The 15,720-nt window shown below is 73.4% G+C and carries 15 protein-coding genes; 6 read left to right on the forward strand and 9 right to left on the reverse strand.

Annotated elements, in window-relative coordinates; genetic code table 11:
* Positions 1–20: 20 nt before the first annotated feature.
* A complete protein-coding gene (gene folE, locus QFZ75_RS21515; protein ID WP_307539253.1) occupies positions 21–626 on the forward strand; it encodes a GTP cyclohydrolase I FolE in 606 nt (201 codons plus the stop codon).
* Between the two features lie 123 nt (positions 627–749).
* On the opposite strand, the gene QFZ75_RS21520 is transcribed toward folE, so the two are convergent.
* The 6 genes from QFZ75_RS21520 to QFZ75_RS21545 form a co-directional block, all read right to left on the reverse strand.
* Positions 750–1,235, reverse strand: coding sequence for a DUF3180 domain-containing protein (locus QFZ75_RS21520; RefSeq protein ID WP_307539255.1), 486 nt, complete (start codon positions 1,233–1,235; stop codon positions 750–752).
* Positions 1,236–1,298: 63 nt separating this feature from the next.
* Entirely contained in the window at positions 1,299–1,907 is a 609-nt protein-coding gene (folK, locus tag QFZ75_RS21525; protein ID WP_307539257.1) for a 2-amino-4-hydroxy-6-hydroxymethyldihydropteridine diphosphokinase, read from the reverse strand.
* Positions 1,904–2,263, reverse strand: a complete 360-nt coding sequence (folB, locus tag QFZ75_RS21530) for a dihydroneopterin aldolase (RefSeq protein ID WP_307539259.1) — start codon at positions 2,261–2,263, stop codon at positions 1,904–1,906. The genes folK and folB overlap by 4 nt, the downstream gene beginning before the upstream one ends.
* A 137-nt stretch (positions 2,264–2,400) precedes the next feature.
* Complete coding sequence (locus tag QFZ75_RS21535; RefSeq protein ID WP_307539261.1) at positions 2,401–2,904, reverse strand: nuclear transport factor 2 family protein; 504 nt, start codon at positions 2,902–2,904, stop codon at positions 2,401–2,403.
* Positions 2,901–3,797, reverse strand: a complete 897-nt coding sequence (gene folP / locus QFZ75_RS21540; protein WP_307539264.1) for a dihydropteroate synthase — start codon at positions 3,795–3,797, stop codon at positions 2,901–2,903. Before folP ends, QFZ75_RS21535 begins: the two co-directional genes overlap by 4 nt.
* A 64-nt stretch (positions 3,798–3,861) precedes the next feature.
* On the reverse strand, positions 3,862–5,631 hold the full coding sequence (locus QFZ75_RS21545) for a phosphatidylglycerol lysyltransferase domain-containing protein (RefSeq protein ID WP_307544667.1): 1,770 nt from the start codon (positions 5,629–5,631) through the stop codon (positions 3,862–3,864).
* A 379-nt stretch (positions 5,632–6,010) separates the two neighbouring features.
* On the opposite strand from QFZ75_RS21545, the gene QFZ75_RS21550 reads away from it, so the two are divergent.
* Both QFZ75_RS21550 and QFZ75_RS21555 read left to right on the forward strand, forming a co-directional pair.
* Positions 6,011–7,141, forward strand: a complete 1,131-nt coding sequence (locus QFZ75_RS21550) for an esterase family protein (protein ID WP_307539266.1) — start codon at positions 6,011–6,013, stop codon at positions 7,139–7,141.
* A 293-nt stretch (positions 7,142–7,434) separates the two neighbouring features.
* Positions 7,435–9,288: a hypothetical protein gene (locus tag QFZ75_RS21555; RefSeq protein WP_307539268.1), complete on the forward strand. Its 1,854-nt coding sequence runs from the start codon at positions 7,435–7,437 to the stop codon at positions 9,286–9,288.
* Between the two features lie 94 nt (positions 9,289–9,382).
* On the opposite strand, the gene QFZ75_RS21560 is transcribed toward QFZ75_RS21555, so the two are convergent.
* Complete coding sequence (locus QFZ75_RS21560) at positions 9,383–10,693, reverse strand: PH domain-containing protein (protein WP_307539270.1); 1,311 nt, start codon at positions 10,691–10,693, stop codon at positions 9,383–9,385.
* Entirely contained in the window at positions 10,690–11,217 is a 528-nt protein-coding gene (locus QFZ75_RS21565) for a PH domain-containing protein (RefSeq protein WP_307539272.1), read from the reverse strand. The genes QFZ75_RS21560 and QFZ75_RS21565 overlap by 4 nt, the downstream gene beginning before the upstream one ends.
* A gap of 31 nt (positions 11,218–11,248) precedes the next feature.
* Between QFZ75_RS21565 and QFZ75_RS21570 the strand changes: the two genes are divergently transcribed.
* Positions 11,249–12,400: an NADH-quinone oxidoreductase subunit D gene (locus QFZ75_RS21570; protein WP_307539274.1), complete on the forward strand. Its 1,152-nt coding sequence runs from the start codon at positions 11,249–11,251 to the stop codon at positions 12,398–12,400.
* Positions 12,401–12,476: 76 nt separating this feature from the next.
* Here the strand turns inward: QFZ75_RS21570 and QFZ75_RS21575 are convergent, their stop codons facing one another.
* On the reverse strand, positions 12,477–13,553 hold the full coding sequence (locus QFZ75_RS21575) for an SAM-dependent methyltransferase (RefSeq protein ID WP_307539276.1): 1,077 nt from the start codon (positions 13,551–13,553) through the stop codon (positions 12,477–12,479).
* Between the two features lie 149 nt (positions 13,554–13,702).
* Between QFZ75_RS21575 and QFZ75_RS21580 the strand changes: the two genes are divergently transcribed.
* Both QFZ75_RS21580 and QFZ75_RS21585 read left to right on the forward strand, forming a co-directional pair.
* The gene (locus QFZ75_RS21580; RefSeq protein WP_307539278.1) at positions 13,703–14,908 is read left to right on the forward strand and encodes a sensor histidine kinase; all 1,206 of its coding nucleotides are present in this window, start codon (positions 13,703–13,705) and stop codon (positions 14,906–14,908) included.
* Between the two features lie 42 nt (positions 14,909–14,950).
* The gene (locus tag QFZ75_RS21585) at positions 14,951–15,622 is read left to right on the forward strand and encodes a response regulator transcription factor (protein WP_307539280.1); all 672 of its coding nucleotides are present in this window, start codon (positions 14,951–14,953) and stop codon (positions 15,620–15,622) included.
* Positions 15,623–15,720: the final 98 nt, after the last annotated feature.

A 15,720-nucleotide genomic window follows, 5' to 3' on the forward strand; every position in this document is an offset into this window, starting at 1 on the left:
GCACAGAAACGAGGCACCAGATGATCGACCCCGTGAAGCTGGACGGCGAGGGCCGGATCGGCGAGTTCGACGAGAAGCGTGCCGAGAACGCCGTACGGGAACTGCTGATCGCGGTCGGTGAGGACCCGGACCGGGAAGGGCTGCGGGAGACGCCGGGACGGGTGGCCCGGGCGTACCAGGAGATATTCGCGGGGCTGCGGCAGACGGCCCAGGACGTGCTGACGACGACGTTCGACCTGGGGCACGACGAGATGGTGCTGGTGAAGGACATCGAGGTGTTCTCGACGTGCGAGCACCATCTGGTGCCGTTCCGGGGGGTTGCGCACGTCGGCTACATCCCCAGCACGTCCGGGAAGATCACGGGCCTGTCCAAGCTGGCGCGGCTGGTGGACGTCTACGCGCGCCGGCCGCAGGTGCAGGAACGGATGACCACGCAGGTGGCCGACTCGCTGATGGAGATCCTGGAGCCGCGGGGGGTGATCGTGGTGGTGGAGTGCGAGCACATGTGCATGTCGATGCGGGGGATCCGTAAGCCGGGGGCCAAGACGATCACGTCCGCGGTGCGGGGGCAGTTGCGGGACGCGGCGACCCGTAACGAGGCCATGAGTCTGATCATGGCCCGCTGACGGGTCCACCGCGGATCCGCTGCGGGTCCGCTGCGCGGTGCCGGGGGCGGGGACGGTGCGTTCGTGGGTGCGTGCGGCGCCGTCGTGGCTTGTCGCGCAGTTCCCCGCGCCCCTGAGGAGCGGCTAGGCCGCCGGGGCCGCTGTGCCCGGGGTGTCGTCGTCCTCCGGGAGTTTGCAGACCCGTTCCAGGAAGAAGGCGGCCGCTATGACGGCGATGCCCGCCAGGACCGAGAAGCCCGCGTAGACGGCCTGGTCGCGGCGGGCGGGGATGTCGAGGAACTCCAGGAGGAAGGCGCCCGCGCCGCCGTACATCCCGGCGACGAGCGCGGCCACCAGGGCGCTGGCCTGGCCGAAGACGACCGCGCGGGCCGCCATCAGCGGATCGACCGCCTTGGCGTCGGGGCGGCGCTCGCGCTGGGCCTTCAGCCGGGACCGCAGGGAGAGCGCGGTGGCCAGCAGGACCGCCGCGATCAGAGCCAGGACGACCGGGGCCGCCAGCGGGACCCGCGGGAGCGTGCCCAGCGAGTTCCACAGTCGGGCACCTGCCCAGGACAGCACCCCGGCCACGAGGAACACCGTGACCAGCGTCCTGATGCGCAGCTCTTTCACTCAAGTCCTCTCGCGCTTGCGTGCCGTCGGGCGGCCGCCCTCCGTGCGTCCTGACCTTAACGACTACTCGGGCAGCTGGAGTTCCAGGTCGGTCCGGGGCGCCACACCGTCACGGGGGACCCCGGCGAGCAGCCGTGCCACAGGGCCGTGGCCGGGCAGCTCGGCCCCGGGGTCCACGTCGTTCCAGGGCGCCAGGACGAAGGCACGTTCGTGGGCGCGCGGGTGGGGCAGGACCAGCTCCGGGTCGTTGCGGAGCACGTCCCCGTACGCCACGATGTCGACGTCGAGGGTGCGGGCGCCCCAGCGTTCGTCCCGTACCCGGTGGAAGGCCTCCTCGACCGCGTGGGCCCGCTCCAGGAGCGAGGCGGGCGGCAGGGTGGTCCTCAGGACGATCACCGCGTTGAAGTAGGACGGCTGGCTGCCGGGTTCGACGCCCCACGGCTCCGTCTCGTACACCGGGGAGACCGCCTTGACGCGGACGCCGGGGGTGTCCTCCAGGGCGTCGACGGCACCCTGGAGGGTCTCCAGGCGGTTGCCGAGGTTCGAGCCCAGGGAGAGCACGGCGCGCTCGGGGTTCTGGAGGGTTGTGTCGGCGGCGTCCACCTGTTCGACCACGGAGGTGGGGACCGGCTGCACGGTCGGGTCGTTCCCGCTCCCGCCGAACGCGTTCACGCCCGGCTCCGGACGATGGTGACGGTCACGTCGTCGAAGGGGACCGTGATCGGGGCGTCCGGTTTGTGGACGCACACCTCGACCTCCTGGACCGCCTCGTGCTTCAGGCACGTCCGGGCGATGCGCTCGGCGAGGGTCTCGATGAGGTTCACCGGTCCGCCCTCGACGTCGGCCACGACCTCCTCCGCCAGGACGCCGTAGTGCACGGTCTTCGTGAGGTCGTCGTCGGCCGCCGCGGGTCGCGTGTCCAGGCCGAGCGTGAGGTCCACGATGAAGGTCTGGCCCTCCTCGCGTTCCTTGGGGAAGACACCGTGATGACCACGGGCCTTGAGGCCGCGCAGCGCGACACGATCCACGCGAATCACTCCTGCAGTTGTCGGTCGTCGGTCGTCGGTCGTCGGTCATCGGGCGTCGGTCGGGCCGGACTTCGTGACCGGCGCCACGATCACCAACGTACTACGGCGGGGATCATCCTCCCGGGGGCGGCGGTGCCTCAGGAGGACGGGTCGTCCGGCTCGTCGTCGTCCGTCTCGGCCAGGACGGGGGAGGCGTGGTGCGACCAGAGTTTCCAGCCGGCCGGGGTGCGGCGGAACACGTTCGTGGCGACGACGAGCTGGCCCACCAGCGGCCCGAGTTCGTCGCTGTCCTCGGGCGGGGGGCCGCCGCTGAGGATGTTCTCCGTGCAGGTCACCAGGGCGGTGTCGCCGGTGACCGACACGTGCACGTCGGTCAGGAAGAACTGGATGTACTCGGTGTTGGCCATGATCAGCGCGTACGAGCGCAGGACCTCGCCGCGGCCGTTGAGGACCGGCCAGCCGGGGTGGACGCAGGAGATCTCGCCCGCCTGCGCCGGGTCGTGGTACTCCTCGTCCCGGCCGAGGTCGGAGGGGGTCAGCCAGAGCGCGGACAGCTCCTCGAAGCCGCCCTGCTCCAGCGCCTCGTAGAAGGCGGTGTTGGCGAGCTCGACCTGCTCGACGTCCGTGTGCGGGGCGCTCACCGGGCTCCCTCTGAGATCCCCGGCCCCTGCGGGACGCGGGCGCCCTCCACGGCCCGGGCGACCCGGACGGCGTCGGCGGTGGCCCGTACCTCGTGGACGCGGACGGCCCACGCGCCCTGGTGGGCGGCGAGCGCGGAGACCGCGGCGGTGGCGGCGTCCCGTTCCCGGGCGGGCGGCGGGGCGCCTTCCGGGCCGGCCAGCACCCGGCCGAGGAACCGCTTGCGGGACGCGGCCACCAGCAGCGGGTGGCCGATCTCCCGCAGCCGGTCGAGGTGGGCGAGCAGGACGAGGTCGTGCGCGGCCTCCTTGGAGAAGCCGAGGCCCGGGTCGACGACGATCCGGTCGGGGGCGACGCCACCCGCCAGAACGGCCTCCACGCGCGCGTGGAGCTCGTCGACGACTTCGGAGACGACGTCCTCGTACGAGCCCCGCACGGTGCTGCCCTGCAGGAAGCCGCGCCAGTGCATGACCACGAAGGGGGCGCCCGCGGCGGCGACGGCCGGGATCATCGCCGGGTCGGCGAGGCCGCCGCTGACATCGTTCACGAGGACGGCGCCCCCGGCGAGCGAGCGCTCGGCGACGGATGCGCGCATCGTGTCCACGGAGACCACGACACCCTCGGAGACGAGGCCCCGGACGACGGGTATGACGCGCTTGAGCTCCTCCGCCTCGTCGACGCGGGCGGCGCCGGGGCGGGTGGACTCGCCTCCCACGTCGACCAGGTCCGCACCCTGCGCGACCAGGTCGAGACCGTGCTTGACGGCGGCGGTCGTGTCGAAGAAGTGGCCGCCGTCCGAGAAGGAATCGGGGGTCACGTTCACGACGCCCATGACCGCGCAGCGGTCCCAGGCCGGGAGTCCTGACACTTGGCCTCGCCCGCTCTTCTTGCTCATACCGTCCAGCCTAGGCCCAAGGGGGTGAGGTGCCGGGCGGACCCGTGCGCGTACGCCGTACCGCTCAGGCCGCTCGTACGTCGCGTTCCGGTACCGCGTGGGCGCAGGGGCGGGCCGGCCCCGGGCGGCGCAGGGCATGCGGGAGGACGCGGGGCAGGGCGAGCCTCAGGAAGCCCTCGGCCTGCAGGGCGGCGAGCCCGATGCGCGGGAGGTCCCGGGAGGTGCGGTAGACGACGAAACGGGGCTCCCAGCCGGGACGGAACTTCGCGTTGAACCGGTAGAGCGACTCGATCTGGAACCAGCGCGAGAGGAACACCAGCAGACCGCGCCAGACCCGCAGGACCGGGCCCGCGCCGATCTTCTCGCCGCGTGCCAGCGCCGCGCGGAACATCGCGAAGTTCAGCGACACACGCGTGATGCCCAGGCGGGGAGCGGCCTGGAGGGCGGCCACGATGAGGAGTTCGTTCATGCCGGGGTCCGCCGAGCGGTCGCGGCGCATGAGGTCCAGGGAGACCCCGTCCGTGCCCCAGGGCACGAAGTGGAGTACGGCCTTCAGATCGCCGTACGGGCCCGGCACGCCGTCCGTCCCATGGGCCGTCGCGAGGAGGCAGTCGCCGTCCGCCGGGTCGCCGATGCGGCCGAGTGCCATGGAGAAGCCGCGCTCGGTGTCCGTGCCGCGCCAGTCCTCGGCCGCCCTGCGGATCCGGTCGAGCTCGCCCTCGCCGAGATCACGGATGCGCCGTACCCGGGTCTCGTAACCGGCCCGCTCGATGCGCTTCACCATCTGGCGCACGTTGCGCATCGTGCGCCCGGCCAGGGAGAAATCCGCGACCTCCACCACCGCCTCGTCGCCGAGTTCGAGGGCGTCGAGGCCGGTCTCGCGGGTCCACACCTCGCCGCCCGTCTCGGAGCAGCCCATGACGGCGGGCGTCCAGGAGTGTGCGACGGCCTCGTCCATGAAGCGCTCGATCGCGCCCGGCCAGGCCTCGACGTCGCCGATCGGGTCGCCGCTGGCGAGCATCACGCCGGAGACGACGCGGTAGGTCACGGCCGCCTTGCCGCTCGGTGAGAAGACGACGGCCTTGTCGCGGCGGAGTGCGAAGTGGCCGAGCGAGTCGCGGCCGCCGTGCTTGTCCAGGAGGGCGCGCAGCCGGGTCTCGTCGTCCTCGGTGAGGCGCGCCGCCGGGTGCTCGGGGCGGAAGGCCAGGTAGATCGTGGTCACGGCGGTCAGCAGGCCGAGCGCGCCGAGCGAGAAGGCCACCGTCCAGGACGTGGTGCCGGTGTAGTGGAGGGGGCCTTCGAGGCCGAACAGCCCGTACAGCACGTGCTCGATGCGGTCCGCGAGGCTCGGGTCGCCGACCATGCGGTGCGGATGCGCGCTGACGACGACCAGACCGAGGGCGAGTGAACCGGCGCCCATCAGCACGAAGTTGGCGAGCGCACGCCAGCGGCTGCGCGGGTCGGGCAGCGCCGTGAACTCGTCCCGGTGGCGCAGCAGCGGGGCCAGCAGCGCGAGCGAGACGAGGACGCCGACGAGCGAGTGCCGGTACGTGAACTGGGCGAGCGCGCCCGCCGGGAGCAGTACCACGGCGGCCCGCCACGCCCGGCGCTTGCGCCGGCGCAGTCCGTGGGCCAGGAGCAGCAGCAGGACACCCGCGCTGAGCGACAGGGCGGCGGCGAACGGGCCGAGCGCGCCCGGCAGCACCTCCGCGAGCGTGTGCATCCGGCTGTGCCGGAAGCGCGGGAAGACGCCCGCGGCGACGTCCAGGACCCCCACGAGCGTGCAGGCCCTGGCGACCCAGGCGGGCACGGCCTCGGGACGCGGGCCGTGCAGTACGGGCCGCGGGCCGCGGAGTACGGAGCGCGGGCCGTGCCGTACGGAGCGCGAGTCGTGGAGCACGGACGACGGACCGTGGGATGCAGCCCGCGGACCGTGGAGTACGGCTCGCGTCCGGCGCGTGCGCTCCGGAACCCCACCGGACTTTTCCCCATCTATCCTGACAGACATCGCATCCCATGGTTCTGCGAGAGACCTTGAATCCGGTGCCAATCCGGCATCCGGCGACATTGCGCCCTCTAGGACGGTGTCCTGGGGGGCCAGGTTCACTCCCTTCGGGAAAGCCACTCCAAAGGACGAGGAAAGACCTGTGCAAGGCACCGTGAAGGCGGCGGTGCCGGCGCCACCGGTCGGAAAGCGCAGGCGGGAACAGCCCATGGGTCTCACGAGTGACAAGGTGCTGGCACTGGTGGTCCTCTCCGCCGTGCTGCTGTTCGTCGGCACGGTGTGGTTCTGGCCGCGTCTCGCGCGCCGCGGCCGGTGGATCGTGGTGGGACGGATCGTCCTGCTGACGGCCACTCAGGCCGCCGTCCTGGCCTCGGTCGGCCTGGGCGCCAACCAGGCCTTCGGGTTCTACGCGAGCTGGGCCGACCTGTTTGGCCAGGAGTCCGGACAGGGTGTCGTCGTCGACCACGACACCGGTGCCGCGGGCGCGGCCGGGTCGCTCGAGGTGGTCGGCACCCGGCGGGTCAACGTGTCGGGCGGGGCGCGGCCGCAGATCGGCGGCCGGCTCCAGAAGGTCCGGGTGGTGGGCCGCCGGACGCACATCGCGAGCCCCGCGTACGTCTATCTGCCGCCGGAGTACTTCCAGCCGCGGTACCGCACCCGTACGTTCCCGGCCGCCGTCGTGCTCACCGGCTATCCGGGGACGGCGGAGGCGCTCGTCAAGGGCCTGCACTATCCGCAGACCGCCCACGCGCTGGTCAAGGACGGCAGGATGCGGCCGATGATCCTGGTCATGATGCGGCCGACCGTGGCGCCGCCGCGCGACACCGAGTGCGTGGACGTGCCCGGCGGCCCGCGGACCGAGTCCTTCTTCGCCGAGGACCTCCCCGAGGCCGTGTCGCAGTACTACAGGGTGGCCGAGGGAGCCAGGAGCTGGGGCGTCGTCGGCGACTCGACGGGGGGTTACTGCGCGCTGAAGCTCGCGATCCACCACCCGAGGACGTACGCCGCCGGGGCGGGCCTCTCCCCGTACTACCGGCCGCCGGACGACGCCACGACGGGCGATCTCTTCCACGGGGACGAGGAACTGCGCGACGACGCCGACCTGTTCCGGTACCTCGGGCACCGGCCCGCGCCCGACACCTCACTGCTCGTCAGCAGCAGCCGGCACGGCGAGCACAACTACCGGGAGACGCTGCGGTTCGTCGACCTGGTCGCGGCGAAGGAGCCGACCCGGATCTCGTCGATCATCCTCGACAGCGGCGGGCACAACTTCAACACCTGGCGGCGGGAGATCCCGGCGACCCTGGAGTGGCTCGGCGGGCGGCTGAGTGATCGTTGAACCGGCGGCGGACAAGGGCGCCGCCGACGTCGTTCGCGAATACGGGGCGGGGCCGCGGAATTCCCCTCGGGCCCGCGTCCCCTTTTCGATCTCCGAATGCGAAACCCCGGCTCCGGTGAAACGGCACGACGGTGGTGACACGGGTGCGCGTGCCGGTACCGGACCGAGGCGCTGGGCCGGAAGTGGCCCGTGCGGAGATTTTCGGGTGAAGGGACGGTGGGAAGGTTTCGGTGTGGCTGCGTTTTTGTCTCGCGGGGCACCATCATTCGCCTACGCGCGGTAAGTTTCTGGCCATGCCACGAGGACGTCACCGCCATTCCCCACCTCTGCACCGGCTGTTGCCCCCCTCGGCGATCGCGGGCGTCGCCGCCGTCTGCGCCGTGGGGCCATGGCTGTTCTCCGAACCATGGGTGCTTCGCGGGCTGGCCGCGGGTGCCGCGCTGACGGCCGTCGTCGGCGCGGTCGTCATGCGCCGCTGGGACGAGTCGGCGGGCAGGCGCGTCGCCGACCTCGCACGCGGGCGCGCGAGCGACGAGTGGCGTCACGAGGAACGGGTCGCCGAGCTCGAGAGCGACCTGGAGGAGTCACGGGAGCTCCGCACCAAACTGGAACAACGGCTCCGGGCCAAGCGGACCGAACTGGCCGGGCTGCGCAACGAACACGCCGCGCTGCTGCGGCGGTACGCCACGGCGGAGACCGAGCGGGCCACCGCGCTGGAGGGCCGCCGGCTCCTCGAGATAGAGACGGCCGCCCCGGTCGCGGAACTGACCGCGGCGGAAGCGGAAGCGGCGGCGGCCGGGACGGCGGGTCCCGAGGGGGCCGCCGGCACGGCGGTGCCCGAGGCGACGACGGCGACGGTCCAGGCCGCCCTCGCGGCGTCCTCGGCGGCCTCGGTCCTCTACGTGAAGGCCAACTCGGCGCTGGACCGGCTCGCGGGAGCGGCCGTCACCGGCCCGGTCACGGAGGCGATCGCGGACGCCGACGCCGACGCGGTTCCGGCGGACGGCCCGGCCGAGGCCGGGCCCAGGAGCGATACGGACCCCGAGACCGGCTCCGAGCCTGACTCCGAGTCCGATGACGACGCCACCGTCGGCACCACTGCCGACGCCGGCGCTGACGCCCAGGCCGACGCCGTCGAAGCGGAGGGCGCGACCGAGGCTCCCGCGGTGGCGGCCGCCGGCACCGGAACCGCTCCGGTGAAGCCGGCCGGCTCGGCGCCCACCGCCGACTCCGCCCCCGCCGCGCCCGGTCCGACGCGGACCGGTGCTGCGACGAGCGTTCCGGCGCAGGCCGGTGCCGCGCCGGCGGACAACCCGACTCCGGACGATCCCGCGCCGACCACGCCTCCCCAGGGGAGCCCGGTCGAGCGGACTTCCGCGAAGGGCGCCACCCGGAAGGGTGCCCCCATGCCGGGCGGCCCCGGCAAGGGGGCGCCGCGGCCCGGCGGTTCGCCGAAGGGCGCGACCGCGACCGGTGGCACGATGACGGCCGCTCCGGCCGAGGACGGGACCCGGCAGGAGGGTGAGACGCCGGGGAAGCCCGAGGCGGTCGGCGGACACGACCGCACGGCCGCCGCGACCGCACCGGCACGCACGCAGTCCGCCGGGACCGCACCCACCCGGGCGCGGCCCGCCGGTGCCGGCGTGACGTCCCTGCAGTCCACCGCGACGCGTACGGCGCCCGAGCCGGATCCCGCGCACGCGCCGGCGCCCGGCTCGGCCCTCGCGCGGCCGACCCCGTCGGAGGTGGCGCGCGTACAGCGGCGGCCCGCCGCCGAAGAGAGCCACTCCCCGACCGGCGCGGCGGCGCTGACGCCCGCCGCGCGGCCCCCGCGCCCCGCCGGGCACTTCACCGTGCCCACGGCCGTGGCGGTCGCGCCGGCCGCACCCGTGCGGCGTCCCGCGGGCGAGGGCGGCTTCGACTTCTTCGGTACCGAGAAGGGCGCCGAGGCGCTGGAAGCCGTGCAGAACGAGGACCTCGCCGACGTGGTGGGCCCGGAGGCGCTCGCGCTCCACAAGGCCGAGGCGGAGTCCGGGTTCAGGCCCGCGGGCGAGGAGTCCCGTGGGGTCGGTCAGGTCATCGACCTGACCGCGCACGACGAGACGGAACAGATCGACCTGACGGGTCTGCGCAGCGTGGTCTCCTAGCCCGCGGCCGGAGAACCGAAGAGCCGGAGAGTCGAAGAGCCGGAGAGTCGAAGGACGGGCCGGGGACGAGGGCGGTGGCGGTCGGCCACCGCCCTCACGCCATCCAGCGGTCCGGCAGGGCCTCCTGCCGGCCGGTGAGCGACCGGTCGGCCTGCGCGTACAGCAGCTCGGCGGCCTCCGAGGCGTCCCGCAGACGGGCTGTCACGGTCTTGTTGGCCCCGGTGTCCACGTGGACGTCGGCGAGCCCCTGGTGGTGCTGCCAGGGCCCTTGCTCCAGGCGCACGCTCTGCACCTTGGCGTGCGGCACGAGCGCGATGCTGCGCCGCAGCAGTCCGTACCGGGCCACGAAGACGGTGTCGGTCACGGCGAGCCCGTAACCCCGCCACCAGAACGGCACGCACCGGCCGGCCCGGCGCGGCGGCCGGGCGAGTCCGGCCGGCACGGTCACCCCGGGCAGCACGCGCGCGACGACCGACTTGGCGACCTCGCGCGGAGCCACCGGTACGAGCACGGAGTTGGCCGAGCCCGCCACGTCCAGCTCGACGCGGACCCAGCCGCGCCGCCGCCACAGGAGCGGCTCGACGATGCGTACGGTCTGCACGCGTCCGGGCGGCACCGTCTCGTGCGTGCGGTCGAGCAGTCCGTGGTCGATGCGGAGCCCGTCCGGGGACTCGCCCACGGTCCAGTCGTACTCGCCCATGAACCGGCCCACGCTGCTCGCGCCCGCCGCGCCGAGCAGGGGCAGCGCCGTCGCCAGCACCGTCCACACGCTGTGGGTGGCGAACCACAGCAGCGGCGGTACGACGAGGGCCGCGGCCAGCGTTCCCCAGGTGGCCCCGGTCAGGACGAGCGAGACGGCGAGGACGCCGGCCGGTACGTGCAGCAGCTGCCGGGCCGGCGCCTCGCCCACCTCGTGCGCGGTCTCGGGCGCGAAACCGGCCGCGCGGGCGAGCAGTTCGGCCCGCAGCTTCCGGGCCTCCTCCTGGCCCAGGTAGGCCAGTTCGTCCTTCTTGTCGGCGCCCACGACGTCGAGTTTCAGCTTGGCGACCCCGGCCACGCGGGCCAGCAGCGGCTGGGTGAGGTCGACGGCCTGGATCCGTTCGAGCCGGATGTGCGCGGTGCGCCGGAACAGCAGGCCCGTACGGATGCGCAGTTCGGTGTCGGTCACCGCGAAGTGCGTGAACCACCAGCTCAGGAAGCCGTAGAGGGCGGCGCCCAGGACGGCGGCGGCGAGGACGGCCAGCAGTGTGGTCGTCGCGAGCCGGGTCAGCTGCCGCTGGGCCTGGTCGGGGTCGTGCACGGCCCATCCGGCGATCACGGCGACCGGCGCCCACGCGCGCCTCAGCGGTGTCACGGGGTGCAGCCGCCGCTCGCGCAGCACGGGGGCGTCCGGCGGGGTCGTCACAGCCCCGCCGACCGGGCTTCGCCCAGCTCGGTGAGCCGGTCGCGCAAACGTTCCGCCTCGGCCGGGTCGAGCCCCGGGATGCGGGCGTCCGTCGCCGCGGCGGCGGTGTGCAGCTGCACGCTCGCCAGCCCGAAGTGCCGCTCCACGGGGCCGGAGGTGACCTCCACCAGCTGCATCCGTCCGTACGGCACGACGGTCTCCTCGCGCCACAGCACGCCCCGGCTGATCAGCAGGTCGTCCGACCGCTCGGCGTACCGCCACGAACGCCAGTTGCGGCCCAGCATCGGCCAGCCCCACAGCAGCACCGCGAGCGGCAGCAGGGCCAGGGCCGCCCACGCGGGACCGGCGAGCAGGCCGGGCAGCAGGGCAGTCGCGACGGTCAGCAGCCCCAGCCACACCACCAGCAGCAGCCGCCGCATCCGCAGCAGTCCCGGTGGCAGCCCTGTCCAGGTCGGCCCGTCCGTCGTCGGCCGGGCCGGCGGACCCGCCGGCCGACCCGTATGTCCCGAGGTCCCCGTCTCCATGCCGCAAGCGTACGTACGACACACTGTCCGCATGACTCCTACGACGGAGACCACGGTCGGTATCGGCGGCGCCGCGGAGAGCACCGACATGGTGCTCAACATCGGGCCCCAGCATCCGTCCACCCATGGTGTGCTGCGGCTCAAACTCGTCCTCGACGGAGAACGGATCCAGCGTGCGGAGCCGGTGATCGGCTACATGCACCGCGGCGCGGAGAAACTCTTCGAGGCACGCGACTACCGGCAGATCATCATGCTGGCCAACCGCCACGACTGGCTGTCCGCGTTCTCGAACGAGCTGGGCGTGGTCCTCGGCGTCGAGCGGATGCTCGGCATGGAGGTGCCCCCGCGCGCGGTGTGGACCCGCACGCTCCTCGCGGAGCTGAACCGCGTCCTGAACCACCTGATGTTCCTCGGGTCGTACCCCCTGGAACTCGGCGGGATCACCCCGATCTTCTACGCGTTCACCGAGCGCGAGGAGCTGCAGCACGTCATGGAGGAGATCTCCGGCGGCCGCATGCACTACATGTTCAACCGGGTGGGCGGCCTCAAGGAGGACCTGCCGGCCGGCTGGACCACGCGCGTGCGTGCGGTGGTCTCCGGGGTGCGCTCCCGGATGGACCGGTTCGACGACCTGGTGCTCGGCAACGAGATCTTCCGCGGGCGGACGCGCGGCATCGGGGTGCTCTCCCCGGAGGCGGTGCACGGCTACGGGGTGAGCGGGCCGATCGCGCGCGCCTCCGGTGTCGACTTCGACCTGCGCCGGGACGAGCCCTACCTCGCGTACGGGGAGCTGCAGGACACCCTGAAGGTCGTCACCCGCCAGGAGGGCGACTGCCTGGCCCGCTTCGAGTGCCTCCTGGAGCAGACCCACAACGCGCTCGACCTCGCGGACGCCTGCCTGGACCGGCTCGCGGAACTGCCCCCCGGCCCCGTCAACCAGCGGCTCCCGAAGGTCCTGAAGGCCCCCGAGGGCCACACGTACGCCTGGACCGAGAATCCGCTCGGCATCAACGGCTACTACCTCGTCAGCAAGGGCGAGAAGACCCCGTACCGGCTGAAGCTGCGGTCGGCCTCGTACAACAACATCCAGGCGCTCGCCGAGCTGCTGCCCGGCACGCTGGTCGCGGACATGGTGGCGATCCTGGGGTCGCTGTTCTTCGTCGTCGGGGACATCGACAAGTAGGCCGGGCGCGCGGGGCGTCGACGAGCGGGGAGGCGGAGGGCGGGCGAGCGGCCCGGCCCGTCACCCGCTCACCCGCTCACCCACGGAGCCGGTCGCCGTCGGGCAGCGGGTCCGGGATCCCCACCGGCTGCAGCAGCCAGCCGAAGTCGCCCAGTCCGCCCGGGGCGGTCAGCTCGGCGGCCTCGCCCGCGCCCGCGAGGGCCCGTACGTAGGCCGCGGGGTCCGTGGAGGCCAGGGACAGGGGCGGGCGGTCCCCGCGCACGCCCAGCGCCCGCAGGGCCGCCCGCTGGCCCAGCAGCCGGCCGCCGGGCAGGACGCACGCGTCCAGCGCCACGTGGGCGGTGATGTCGCAGGAGCCGTCGGGCACGGGCGCCGTCTCCCGGCCCGCCCTGAAGCCCGTCAGCGTCCCGAAGGGCGGCCGGGCGCCCGCACGGTGCCCGTAGTCGACAGCGACGGCGAGTCCGCGGCCGAGACCCGCCACGGCGGCCGCCCAGGCGGCGTCCCTGGGACGACCGACCTCGGCACGGAGGCCTTCGGTACCGAGGCCTTCGGTACCAAGGCCTTCGATACCGAGGTCCTCGGCAGGGGGGACGGGGGAGCCGTGCGCCATGAGCGGCCACCATCTCGCCAGCCACCGCGCGTCCGCCCCCGTCACCGGCTCCCCGAGGGACTCCGTCCCGTCCGCGCTCACCAGGACGACGCGGGGCACGCCGCGCGCGTCCACCTCGACCACGTCCACCGGCACGTTGTCGAGCCACTCGTTGGCGAACAGGAGCCCCTCGACGCCCGGCGGAGGCTGCGGGAGCCATGCGATCCGGGGGTCGACGCCGGCGGGGCGGGCGGCGCGTTCGACCGCGTACCCGCGCGCGCGGGAGGCCACTTCGGCGGGCAGCGCCCCCAGGACGGCGGTCACCAGCTCGCCGCGTCCCGCGCCCAGGTCGACGAAGGCGAGTTCGGCGGGGTGGCCGAGCGCCTCGTCGACGAGCCCGAGCAGCCGGGCCACGGCCCCCGCGAACAGCGGTGACGCGTGCACCGAGGTGCGGAAATGGCCCGCGGGCCCCTCCGGCCGCCGGTAGAAACCGGAAGGCCCGTACAGCGCCTCCTCGGTCGCCCGGCGCCATCCGCGCACCCCGTCCGCCGTCCCACACCGCACTGCGCCCGCCTCCGCCCGCCGTCGCCGTCGTCGCGCCAGGTTAAAGGCCGGATGCAGGGCGGCCTCCACCTTGGGGAGTACAAGCACCGGTCACGGATCGATCCTCCGGTTGACCCCTGCACACAACACGCTTCCCTACGCTGGGTCACGTGCAGCGTCTCTATGACTTTCTCCGCAGGCACCCGACATGGGTCGACGGCTTCTGGGCCGTCGTCCTGCTCGGGATCTCGGTCATGAGCGGAACGTCCGGGCCGGAGAACTCCGCCGGTACCGATCATCTGGCCGTGACCCTCCCGATCACCTTCCTGCTGTGCCTGGTGATCGCGCTGCGCCGGCGTATGCCCGAGGCGATGCTGGTCCTGGGCGTCTCCATGGGCGCGGCGCAGCTGGTGCTGGACATGTCGCTGGCGCCCGCCGACTTCGCGCTGCTGGTGATCACCTTCACGGTCGCCTCGAACGGCACCCGCTGGGCGTCCCGGCTCGCCCTGACGGCGGGCCTGTGCGCGGCTCCGCTGGCGCAGCTGCGCTGGCCGGAGGAGCAGCAGAGCGTCGGCGGCCAGATCGCGATAGTGGTCTTCCAGACGGTCCCGTTCGCCCTCGCCTGGGTCCTCGGCGACTCGCTGCGGACCCGCCGCGCCTACTTCGCGCAGCTGGAGGAGCGGGCCGCCCGGCTGGAGAAGGAGCGCGAGGCGCAGGCCAAGGTGGCCGTCGCCGCCGAGCGCGCCCGGATCGCCCGCGAGCTGCACGACGTGGTCGCGCACAACGTCTCGGTGATGGTGGTGCAGGCCGACGGCGCCGCGTACGTCCTCGACACCGCCCCCGACCAGGCCAAGAAGGCCCTGGAGATCATCTCCGGGACGGGCCGGCAGGCCCTCGCCGAGATGCGCCGCCTCCTCGGCGTCCTGCGCACCGGCGAGCACCAGGAGTCCGGCGAGTACGTGCCGCAGCCCGACGTGGAGCAGCTCGGCGACCTGATCGAGCAGTGCCGGGGCTCCGGCCTGCCCGTCGACTACAAGATCGAGGGCACCCCGCGCCCGCTGCCCAGCGGCGTCGAGCTGACCGCGTACCGCATCGTGCAGGAGGCCCTCACCAACACCCGCAAGCACGGGGGGCCGAACACGGGGGCGAGTGTGCGCCTGGTCTACTTCGACGACGGGCTCGGTCTGCTCGTCGAGGACGACGGCAAGGGCGCTCCGCACGAGCTGTACGAGGAGGGCGGGGTCGACGGGCAGGGCCACGGCCTGATCGGTATGCGCGAACGCATCGGTATGGTCGGCGGCACCCTGGACGCCGGGCCGCGTCCCGGGGGCGGTTTCCGCATCAGCGCCCTGCTGCCGCTGAAACCCGCCCACTGACACGTGCACGTATTCGAATCCGTTCCGACCTGAGGACCTCCCATGCCGATCCGCGTGATGCTCGTCGACGACCAGGTGCTGCTGCGCACCGGGTTCCGGATGGTGCTGGACGCCCAGCCGGACATGGAGGTCGTGGCCGAGGCGGGCGACGGCGTGGAGGCCCTGCAGGTGCTGCGCGGGAGCGACGTCGACGTGGTCCTGATGGACGTCCGCATGCCGAAGCTGGACGGCGTCGAGGCGACCCGCCGCATCTGCTCGGACCCGAACCCGCCGAAGGTGCTGATCCTGACCACCTTCGACCTCGACGAGTACGCCTTCTCCGGGCTCAAGGCGGGCGCCTCCGGCTTCATGCTCAAGGACGTGCCGCCCGGTGAGCTCCTCGCCGCGATCCGCTCCGTGCACAGCGGCGACGCGGTGGTGGCGCCCTCGACGACCAGGCGTCTGCTCGACCGCTTCGCGCCGATGCTGCCCAACGCCGGCAAGGAGCCCCAGCACAAGGAGCTGGAGCGGCTCACCGGGCGGGAGCGGGAGGTCATGATGCTGGTCGCGCAGGGGCTGTCCAACGGTGAGATCGCGGCCCGGCTCGTCCTCTCCGAGGCGACGGTCAAGACCCATGTGGGCCGCATCCTCACCAAGCTGGGCCTGCGTGACCGCGTCCAGGTGGTCGTCCTGGCGTACGAGACGGGTCTGGTGCGGGCCGGCGGGCAGGGCTGATCGGGCGGCTCGGCGCGCGGCTCGGCGCGCGGGGACGGAGGGCCGGTGCCGGTTGTCGGCTGCCGGCCGAGTGTGGCCGGTCGCGCAGTTCCCCGGGC

The sequence above is a fragment of the Streptomyces sp. V3I8 genome (assembly GCF_030817535.1).
Taxonomy (GTDB): Bacteria; Actinomycetota; Actinomycetes; order Streptomycetales; family Streptomycetaceae; genus Streptomyces.

What these genes read in the sequence shown, in the direction of transcription:
- folE (WP_307539253.1), top strand. Translation starts at nt 21, where the DNA reads ATGATCGACCCCGTGAAGCTGGACGGCGAGGGCCGGATCGGCGAGTTC.
- folP (WP_307539264.1), bottom strand. Translation starts at nt 3,797, where the DNA reads ATGAGCAAGAAGAGCGGGCGAGGCCAAGTGTCAGGACTCCCGGCCTGG.
- QFZ75_RS21550 (WP_307539266.1), top strand. Translation starts at nt 6,011, where the DNA reads ATGGGTCTCACGAGTGACAAGGTGCTGGCACTGGTGGTCCTCTCCGCC.
- QFZ75_RS21555 (WP_307539268.1), top strand. Translation starts at nt 7,435, where the DNA reads ATGCCACGAGGACGTCACCGCCATTCCCCACCTCTGCACCGGCTGTTG.
- QFZ75_RS21565 (WP_307539272.1), bottom strand. Translation starts at nt 11,217, where the DNA reads ATGGAGACGGGGACCTCGGGACATACGGGTCGGCCGGCGGGTCCGCCG.
- QFZ75_RS21570 (WP_307539274.1), top strand. Translation starts at nt 11,249, where the DNA reads ATGACTCCTACGACGGAGACCACGGTCGGTATCGGCGGCGCCGCGGAG.
- QFZ75_RS21585 (WP_307539280.1), top strand. Translation starts at nt 14,951, where the DNA reads ATGCCGATCCGCGTGATGCTCGTCGACGACCAGGTGCTGCTGCGCACC.